The sequence below is a fragment of the Pseudomonas sp. F01002 genome (assembly GCF_004402115.1).
GTDB classification, from domain to species: Bacteria; Pseudomonadota; Gammaproteobacteria; order Pseudomonadales; family Pseudomonadaceae; genus Aquipseudomonas; species Aquipseudomonas frigoris.
In genome coordinates, this window is sequence record NZ_SOPU01000017.1 from 279,801 (window position 1) to 288,963 (window position 9,163).

The 9,163-nt window shown below is 58.3% G+C and carries 7 protein-coding genes and 6 pseudogenes (1 of these 13 running past the window's edge); 10 read left to right on the forward strand and 3 right to left on the reverse strand.

Going from position 1 to position 9,163, the window contains the following annotated elements; all coding sequences use genetic code 11:
• The first annotated feature begins 51 nt into the window (after positions 1–51).
• Both E3W21_RS13605 and E3W21_RS13610 read left to right on the forward strand, forming a co-directional pair.
• Positions 52–1,599, forward strand: a complete 1,548-nt coding sequence (locus tag E3W21_RS13605) for an amino acid ABC transporter permease/ATP-binding protein (RefSeq protein WP_134420358.1) — start codon at positions 52–54, stop codon at positions 1,597–1,599.
• Between the two features lie 60 nt (positions 1,600–1,659).
• Positions 1,660–2,449 (forward strand): annotated as a pseudogene (locus E3W21_RS13610) (SDR family oxidoreductase).
• Positions 2,450–2,666: 217 nt separating this feature from the next.
• Here E3W21_RS13610 and E3W21_RS13615 read toward each other — a convergent pair.
• Positions 2,667–3,539 carry a DNA/RNA non-specific endonuclease gene (locus E3W21_RS13615; RefSeq protein WP_134420360.1) on the reverse strand — a complete coding sequence of 291 codons (873 nt, stop codon included), beginning with the start codon at positions 3,537–3,539 and terminating at the stop codon, positions 2,667–2,669.
• A gap of 238 nt (positions 3,540–3,777) precedes the next feature.
• Positions 3,778–4,065, reverse strand: a pseudogene (locus E3W21_RS13620) (helix-turn-helix domain-containing protein); the annotation flags it as partial.
• Between the two features lie 214 nt (positions 4,066–4,279).
• Between E3W21_RS13620 and E3W21_RS13625 the strand changes: the two are divergent.
• The 8 genes and pseudogenes from E3W21_RS13625 to E3W21_RS13660 form a co-directional block, all read left to right on the forward strand.
• Positions 4,280–5,044, forward strand: coding sequence for a hypothetical protein (locus E3W21_RS13625; protein ID WP_129443781.1), 765 nt, complete (start codon positions 4,280–4,282; stop codon positions 5,042–5,044).
• Positions 5,045–5,073: 29 nt separating this feature from the next.
• Entirely contained in the window at positions 5,074–5,508 is a 435-nt protein-coding gene (locus E3W21_RS13630; protein ID WP_134420362.1) for a hypothetical protein, read from the forward strand.
• Between the two features lie 70 nt (positions 5,509–5,578).
• Positions 5,579–6,244, forward strand: coding sequence for a response regulator (locus tag E3W21_RS13635; protein ID WP_129443777.1), 666 nt, complete (start codon positions 5,579–5,581; stop codon positions 6,242–6,244).
• Positions 6,220–7,575, forward strand: a complete 1,356-nt coding sequence (locus tag E3W21_RS13640; protein WP_134420364.1) for an ATP-binding protein — start codon at positions 6,220–6,222, stop codon at positions 7,573–7,575. The genes E3W21_RS13635 and E3W21_RS13640 overlap by 25 nt, the downstream gene beginning before the upstream one ends.
• A 32-nt stretch (positions 7,576–7,607) precedes the next feature.
• Positions 7,608–7,757: a hypothetical protein gene (locus E3W21_RS13645; RefSeq protein ID WP_178082677.1), complete on the forward strand. Its 150-nt coding sequence runs from the start codon at positions 7,608–7,610 to the stop codon at positions 7,755–7,757.
• Positions 7,758–7,983: 226 nt separating this feature from the next.
• Positions 7,984–8,382: pseudogene (locus E3W21_RS13650) on the forward strand (bifunctional methylenetetrahydrofolate dehydrogenase/methenyltetrahydrofolate cyclohydrolase); the annotation flags it as partial.
• A gap of 1 nt (position 8,383) precedes the next feature.
• Positions 8,384–8,500 (forward strand): annotated as a pseudogene (locus E3W21_RS13655) (aldehyde dehydrogenase family protein); the annotation flags it as partial.
• 150 nt (positions 8,501–8,650) lie between these two features.
• Positions 8,651–8,824 (forward strand): annotated as a pseudogene (locus tag E3W21_RS13660) (OprD family outer membrane porin); the annotation flags it as partial.
• A 219-nt stretch (positions 8,825–9,043) separates the two neighbouring features.
• Here the strand turns inward: E3W21_RS13660 and E3W21_RS32360 are convergent.
• Positions 9,044–9,163, reverse strand: a pseudogene (locus E3W21_RS32360) (group II intron reverse transcriptase/maturase); its annotated part runs 98 nt beyond the window's last position; the annotation flags it as partial.

Here is a 9,163-nt window from a genome sequence, read left to right on the forward strand (position 1 = left end):
TAGTCTGGTCATCTGCCGCCCCTGCACCGGGGCGGCAGATTGAGGTGCCCTATGCAATTCGATTGGTCGTATTTCCTCTCCCTGTTCTCCCTGCCGGACTTCTGGAAGGCCTGCGTCACGGTGGTCCAGCTCAGTGCCCTGGCCTGGTTCCTCGGCATGCTGCTGGGCTTTGGCCTGGCCACGGCGAAGTTGTCCCAGTCGCCCTTACTGCGCATTCCCGCGGCGGTCTACATCTGGTTCTTCCGCAGCATCCCGTTGCTGGTGCTGGTGGTCTTCGTCTACAACTTGCCGCAATTGTTTCCCGGTAGCGGACCGATCCTGTCAAACCCCTTCTACTCTGGCTTGCTTGCCCTGGTGGTCACGGAAGCGGCTTACATGGCGGAGATCCACCGTGGTGGCCTGATCTCCGTGGCCAAGGGCCAGAAGGAAGCAGGCCGCGCGCTGGGTGTCGGCCTGTTCGGCATGCAGCGCTTGATCGTGATACCCCAGGCTTTCCGTATCTCGCTGCCTACGTTGATCAATGAATACATCACGGTGGTCAAGCTGACGTCGCTGGTCTCGGTCATCTCCTTGACCGAAATCCTCACGGTCGGCCAACGCCTCTATGCCACCAACTTCCTGGTCATGGAAACCCTGGCGGCGGTGGGCGTGTACTACGTGCTGATCGTCACCGTGTTCGGCTTTTTCCTGCAGCGTCTGGAGCGCTACCTGGACCTGAACTTCCGCAAGCCGCATACACTCGATGCCGCCGCCGTGGTCAAGCTCAAGGCCTGCGCCGAAGCCTTGCCTGACAATGCGCGCAAAGCCGCGGGCAGCAACGCGACGCCAATCCTGCAACTGAAGAACATCCAGAAGAGCTATGGCACGCACCAAGTGCTGATGGGTATCGATCTGAATGTCGAATACGGCCAGGTGATCTCAATCATTGGCCCATCCGGTTCCGGCAAAACTTCGCTGATCCGCACGGTCAACGGTCTGGAAAGCATCGATACAGGCGACATTCTGTTGTTCGGTGAAAAATTCATCGAAGCTTCGGACAAGCCCAACAGCGCCCGTCTGCGCAAAGGCGTGCGGCACATTGGCATGGTGTTCCAGAACTTCAATCTGTTCCCGCACCGCACCATTCTCGACAACGTCACGCTGGCGCCGCGTTACCACGGCATCCCGGGCGAGCTGAGCGAGCACCGTGCTTATGCGCTGCTGGACAAGGTCGGCCTGCTCGCCCACGCCCACAAGTACCCGCACCAGCTATCCGGCGGACAGCAACAGCGCGTGGCGATCGCTCGTGCTTTGGCCATGGAGCCGGACATCATGCTGTTCGACGAGCCTACGTCGGCGCTCGATCCAGAGCTGGTGGGCGATGTGCTGAACGTCATACGCGACCTTGCCAGTGAAGGCATGACCATGATTATCGTCACCCACGAAATGGACTTTGCCATGTCGATATCCGACCGGGTCGTCTTCATGGAGAACGGTAATATCCAACTGGATGCTGCACCTGAAACCATACGCTGCGATGCCGAAGGAGAGAGAGTGCGGCGCTTTATGGGAATCAGTACTCGATCGCCAAACCTGCCTGTCACTGCGAATCATGCGTGAGCATGGGTGCTGCAGTAGGCAACCACTTTCTTTGAGCTTCCTTCTTTCAGGAAAACACGCATGAATCTTGGAATAGCAGGACGCTGGGCGCTGGTGTGCGCGGCCAGCAAAGGCCTGGGTAAAAGCCTGCGCACAGGCACTCGTCAGCGAAGGCGTGAACGTGGTGATCACCGCCCGAGGCGAACAGACGCTGAATGAAACAGCCCGCCAGCTCAGAGCGATAAATCCTGAAGTGACTATCATCGCCGTAGCCGGTGACATTTCAACGCCAGAGGGTCGCGCGGCAGCCCTCATGGCCCATGAGCATTTCGATATTTTGATCAACAACGCTGGTGGCCCTCCTCCCGGGGATTTCCGCGAATGGAACCGCGACGCCTGGCTCAAGGCACTGGATACCAACATGCTCACCCCTATCGAATTGATCAAGGCAACGGTAGACGGTATGGCGACACGCGGATTTGGCCGAATCATCAACATCACGTCGAGTGCCGTGAAGTCCCCTATCGAAAGCCTGGGTCTTTCCAATGGCGCGCGCAGTGGTCTGACGGGATTTATCGCAGGGCTTGCCCGGCAAGAAAACATCGCCAGTCGGAATGTGACGATCAACAACCTGCAACCGGGCTCATTCGACACCGATCGACTGCGTGACAACCTGGTCGCTGCTGCCCAAGAGTCGGGGCAAGACAGTGAGGCATTCCTAGGCGAATGCCGAAGCGAAATTCCTGCTAAACGCTTCGGCTCACCCGAGGAGTTCGGCGCTCTGTGCGCTTTCGTTTGCAGCAGTCATGCGGGCTACCTGACCGGGCAGAACTTGTTGATTGATGGAGGGGCCATTCGCTCCAGCCAATAAAGACGGCAGGCGCAAGTGGAGCGGATGGCATAGGGGCTTTCGCCATTCGCCTCCTGTGTACGACGTGGTGGATTGTGCGGGTGCTATATCTGTTTAAGTCGTGAGTCGCGTTTGCAAATCCGATGCCCCGCAGCAACTTTTAAACCACCGCTATCTATCCGTGAATGAAGCACCCCATCGGTTGCATCCAGCCTTTGAGGTGCAATTCATCAAGCCATCAAGAGCGCCCTACGGAACCTGTGACCGGTAGATTCCCCAGCAAGTTGAGCCCGGTACTTTTCACGAAGGCGTCATAGTCCATCGGTCTCTCGATACGGGTTTCAGCGTTGGGTAGTACGTAGGCCCAGGCACGCTTGGACGATGCGTCGTAAACCAGTTTGAACAGGCGGGTCGGCACCCAGACCTTGTTGTCGCCGATGGTGGTGTGGCCTGAGTCAAAGAGCGGGCCGGTAAAGACAAACACATTGCCATCGGCTCGCTTGGCAAATTTTCTGACATCCGCCTCGACCTTGCTCCAGATCTTCCGGTTGTTGGTGGGGTCTTGCGGCACCATGTTCGACAGCGCAAAGGATTGGGCCATTGCATTGGGGTTCGGTGCATCGGCTGCCGGGGATTGATGGCCACGGTCCACGGCCGGATGCTGGCTACGGTAGTCGCTCAACTCTGCCCGTCCACTCTTGGGGATGCGTGGGTCCGGGTAGAACTGGTTGGTGCGCTCCTCCCCCTTGGCATCCTGCAGCTGGGTTGCATTAAGGCGTTCGACCACTACCAGCGGCGTCCTACTGGTTTGCGAGTACAGCACCGCGAAGTTGTCAGAGCACAGGGCCAAGGGTTTCATGGTTGCAGGCACAGTGGCCATGTTGATCGGTTTCGCTGCCGGAAACAGCTCTGCGCAGCCGTCAAACGATGCCTGTTTCTGTTTGTTTGAATAGAGTTCCAGGGCCGCGTTCTGGCTGATCGAGCCCGAGTGGGACGTTTGTTCCTGATGCTGGGTGGGCGGTTTGAGGAGATCCAGCAGACTGCGGGCTTCTGCCCCGGTCGAGAGCAAAACAAGGGCCGACAGCCCAACTGCAATTTTGCGTAGGTGCATGCTTTTAATCTTCGAATTGGATTGAGGGGTGAACGTACGGCGAGTCCCGATTCACGGAACCAGGTGGAGGCGGTTGCTGGTTAATTTGCGGCGAGCATGCTTTCACTGTCCTTGATCAAAATGCCGATGCGGATCCGGTCGGCTCCGAGCAGTACGACCGCTGGCGGTCGTGCGGGATTTATTGACCATGACAAGTCACATAAGTGCTGAGCAGCGTTTACATTCTGCTTGCCAATGCCTAAGCGGGCTCGTGAACTGGCGCGAAACGTTGTGCATACTCCTTTGGACTCACCCCCATGCGTCGCACGAAGGCTTTTCTGAGCACGTCGACACTGTGGTAGCCGCATCGGCGCGCAACCTGCGCCATCGACCGCCTTCCCAGCTCTATTTGCCGACAGGCCGCTTCGACCCGGACGTCCTCGACGTACTTCGCAGGCGTTGTCTTGAATTCCCTCTGAAACATGCGAATCAAGGTCCTCACACTTGTGGCGAGCCTGTCTGCAAGTATCTCGACCGTAAGCTCCGAAGCCACTTATGAAGAAATTTTGGGGCAGTCGATCTCTGTACATCAACCCGGCTAGTTTTTCCCGAGGATGGTCGACGGCCCTGAGCAGGATGCCGGGCCGCGGGCGATCAGAGAATCCAGTTCGGCGATTTCCCCGCCCTCAGTCTCAGCTAAGTTTCGGCCCGTAGCCTCTCCTGTACGCACTTAAAGCACTTGCTCAGGAGAGACAATCCACATGAATCCGACCGTAGCCGGCTGGCTCAACAAAGTCCCCGAGGTCACGCTGTCGTTCTGGGTGATCAAGATCATGTCCACGACCGTGGGCGAAACCGGCGCGGACTTTCTCGCCGTCGATGCCGGCTTCGGTGCCGGCTGGACCAGTATCGGCATGGCCGCGCTGCTGGCGATCGCATTGTTCTACCAACTGCGCACCAAGGCCTACACACCCTGGATCTACTGGCTGACCGTGGTGCTGGTGAGCATCGTCGGGACGCAGATCACCGACATTCTGACCGACATGCTCGACGTCAGCCTGTATACCAGCACGGCGGTGTTTTCCGTGTTGCTGGCGATCAACTTTCTGGTCTGGTATCGGATGGAACACAACTTGTCGATCCGCGAGATCGTCACGCTCCGGCGCGAGCTGTTCTATTGGGCGACCGTGCTCTGCACGTTTGCCCTTGGCACGGCAGCGGGCGATCTGGCCACCGAAGCGCTGGGCCTGGGCTTCACCGTGGGCGCCATGATTTTCGGCGTGTTGATCGCCGCCACCCTGGTGGCCTGGCACTTGGGCGGCAACGTGGTGCTGACCTTCTGGATCGCCTACATCCTGACCCGCCCGTTCGGCGCGTCCCTCGGCGACTTGCTGACCCAGGCCAAAACCTATGGCGGCCTCGGCATGGGCGCCACCTGGACCAGCGCACTGTTCCTCTGCGTCATCGTCATTCTGGTTACCGTGGCGCAAATAAGCGTCGGCAATCGTAAAGCCATCACTCAATAACTCATTCAAAAAGGCATTAAGGAATCACTATGTACCGCGTTCAAAACCTCATTCGTCACGTTTGCATCGTCTCGGCTATTTTCATGCTGAGCATCGCCACCGGTTGCTCCAAACCCGCCGACAAACCCAAGGCGGGTACGACCTCGGCAGTCGAGATGACTCAGAACTCGGCCTCGAAACTGGGCGACTTGTCCGAGTTTCGCAACATCGCCACCGACGTCGTCGGCCTGGTCGACAAAAACGACCTGCCCGCCGCCAAAGCCCGAATCAAGGACCTGGAAACCTCCTGGGACTCGGCAGAAGCCGGCATCAAGCCCCGCGCCGCGAGCGATTGGCACGTGGTGGACAAAGCCATCGACCGCGCGCTCGACGCCTTGCGCGCCAACAAGCCGCAGCAGAGCGACTGCAAGGCGATGATGGTTGAATTGTTGAAGGCTTTCGATTCGATGAAAGCAAAGCAGTAAACGCACACAGATGCTTCAATACAGGCGCTAGGGTCATGACCCTCGCGCCTTTTTTTTACCGGAGCGGGACATGCGGATACTGTTGGTCGAAGACGACCCGATGATTGGCGATGCAATCCACGGTGCGCTGAACGACGCCAGTTACGCCGCCGATTGGGTGAAGAACGGGCTCACCGCCCTGGCGGCCCTGGAAACTCAACACTACGACCTGGTGCTGCTCGACCTCGGCCTGCCCGGTAAGGACGGCCTCGACGTGCTGACCCGGATTCGCGCCAACAACAACCCCGTGCCGTTGCTGATCATCACCGCTCGGGACAGCCTCGATGATCGACTGCGCGGCCTCGATGGTGGCGCCGACGATTACCTGCTCAAACCGTTCGAGATGGCCGAGTTGCTGGCGCGGATGCGCGCGGTTTTAAGGCGCAAGGGCGGCAGCGCGCTGTCCGTGCTCGACAACGGCGTGGTGTCGCTGGATCTCGTCTCCAAAGAAGCCTCGACCGCGGAGCATCCCGGCGTCCAGCTCTCGGCCCGCGAGTTCGCCCTGCTACAAGCGCTGTTGATTCGGCCGGGGGCGATCCTCTCGCGCAGCGAACTCGAAGACCGGCTCTATGGCTGGGGCAATGAAGTGGAAAGCAACGCCGTGGAGTTTTTGATCCATGCACTGCGGCGCAAGTTGGGCAGCCAAGTCATCAAGAACGTCAGGGGTGTGGGATGGATGGTTTCAAAAAACGCTTGAGTGAATCAGTACAACTCAGGCTGTCCGTCACCCTGTCGCTGGCGATCCTGATTGTCGCGCTGGTGGCCGGGATCTTTGCGTTCATTTCCGCATTCGATGAAGCCCACGAGATGCAGGACGCCACGTTGCGCCAGGTCGCCGTGCTGTTTGACCGGCAACACATGACGCTCAAGTATCCCGAGGGCAAAGGCATTGCCGGCGACGATGAGGAATCCAGGCTGATCATTCAGTACCTGGCCGATGGCAGCAGCGCCTCCGGAACCGATGATGACGTCACACCACTGCCCTTCCCGACGACGCTGGCCGATGGCTTGTCCACGGTGAATGTCGGCGGCGAAGCGTTTCGGGTGCTGGTCCGGACCACCGCCCGTGGCGAACGCATTGCCGTTGCCCAGGAAACCGGTGCCCGTAACAAGGACGCCCGCGAAAGTGCCTGGCGCAGCCTGCTGCCGTTTCTGATTTTATTTCCGGTGCTGTTGCTGGTGGTCAGCGACCTGGTGCGCAAGCTGTTTCGGCCCATCGCCACACTGTCGTCGGAAATCGATCAGCGCGCCGAACAGGAACTGCACCCGATTGACGAAAGCCATCTACCCACCGAAATCCGGCCTTTCGTGGTGGCGATCAATCGCTTGCTCGCACGCGTGGCGAACGCCATGGAAACCCAGCGCCGCTTCGTCGCCGATGCGGCCCACGAACTTCGCTCGCCGCTGACGGCCCTCTCCTTGCAAGCCGAACGCCTGGCCGCCGCGGAGATGTCGGCCGTGGCCCACGAGCGCCTGGTGCCACTGCGCCGAGGCATCGAGCGCGGTAGAAACCTGATTGATCAACTGCTGACCCTGGCCAAGGTGCAATCCGACACCCGGGAGCCGACGTCGCCGGTTTCGGTGCATGACGTCTATCGACGGGTGCTGGAAGATCTGCTGCCGCTGGCCGACCTCAAACGCCTGGACATCGGTGTTGAGGGTGAACAGGACGTGCGGGTGCTGATCAATGAGATGGATTTGATGACGCTGGTCAAAAACCTGGTGGACAACGCGATTCGCTATACACCGCAGGGTGGCCGGATTGATCTTTCAGTGGTCATGGATAACGGCGCGGCGCTGCTGCAGATCAAGGACTCGGGGCCAGGGATCACGATTGAGGAGCGAGCGCGGGTGTTTGATCCGTTTTATCGCAGCCTGGGGACCGATGAGGCTGGGTCCGGATTGGGGTTGTCCATTGTTCAGGCGATAGCCGATCGCACGGGGGCACAGATACGATTGAGCTTCTCGGACGAGAATCAAAAAAGCGGGTTATGTGTCTCGGTATCACTGAAAACAAATAAGCACTGAAACCCTATTCTAAAGCGTACCTCGGCAGATGCATGAAGCGCACGTTGACCGAAGCCAAAGCCCTGCTGCTGACATTCAAGGCCTTAGTGGGCATCTCGGAAAATGAAAACTGCGCCCGTCGCAGTCACTTCGCACCGCTGGACCTGAACCTGATCAGCGCCGATGCCGCCGAACGCTATTAGCCGTTGGTCGAGGGACCCCGTATCCGCCTGACGCGCGATGAAAGCCAAATCCCGCCATCATCGTCGGGGACTCGCAGCTATTGGTTGATATATCCAACGTTGCTGTTCCTCGACGAAGCCACCTCTGGACTGGACGAGAACGCAGAACGTCACCTGAATCAAGCATTATCAGCCACCAACATAACGGTAGCAGCATCGGCCACCGTGAAAGCCTGGCTGCGTACCAGCGGTGATTGTCGGTAGGTCGAACATCGTCGACAAGCCAATGGCGAATTTGCTTCTGCAGGAAAACTGCACCGTCACAATTGTTCACTCGCGCACGCGAGATCTAATCGCCGAATGTCGTCAGGCTGACATCCTGGTGGTGGCGATTGGCCGGGCTGAATTTATCGATGCAAGCGCGATAAAGCCAGGCGCAGTGGTCATCGACGTAGGTATCAACAGAATCGAAAAGAACGGAGTATCGGTGCTGGTGGGTGACGTAGATTTCAACTCTGCGAAGGACGTCGCAGCGGCCATGACTCCAGTCCCGGGCGGCGTGGGTCCAATGACCGTTGCTTGTTTGATGAGAAATACGCTGACAGCGGCAGAGGCGATTGAGAGTAATACTGCTGCTCGGTACTGAAACCGACCCTCGCGTCACCTTCGGCGGCGTGAAGAAAAGCGGTTTTGGCCGAGAGCTGTCGCATTTCGGGGTGCGCGAATTCTGTAACGCACAAACGGTGTGGCTGGATCGGCGCTGATTGCATCGACGATGCCTGGAAGTGTTGGCTCCAAGATATGTCTCGAGCTGCCTCCCGGACTCAAATAAGCTCTGCAGTTTTTTTGCCTGCCATCCGGTTTCGGGCTAACCAGACTACGTGACAGTCATAGCTCGAATGGCCGAAATGGATAAAGCCACAGTGCTGATGCGCAATTTTTACTACAACCATGACCTTCGGGATTCAAACGCTCCGGCTCAATCGAAGATCGAGGAGTGGGCGCAAGGCTTCATTCTCAAGGCCGAATCGGGTTACACCGAAGGCCCGGTGGGATTCGGTCTGGACATGTATGCCGGTCTCGGGATCGTCTCGTACTGAATCTCCCTTCGGTAAAAATCCAAGCGCTCCTTTGGCGACCCGAACTTCCTGGCATTGTGCTCGCTGAGTGCGGTGTCACTTATCTGGGAAGTCAAAATTCTCGGCAAGGCGGCTCATCCTGATCAAATATGTGAAGCTGCGGCTTACCACCCATCCCAATCCGCGAATTGAACTGGATCTCCCACATCAGCGTTGATCATTCACTAACTGGCTCAGTAGATGCTCGGCGGTCTGTTCAATGTCCAGACCATCGACTCCCGCTGCCCCCTTGTTGGCCTTGACTCGCTTCCACGCCCGTTTCAGGTTTTCTCTCGCAAAGGCCCGATC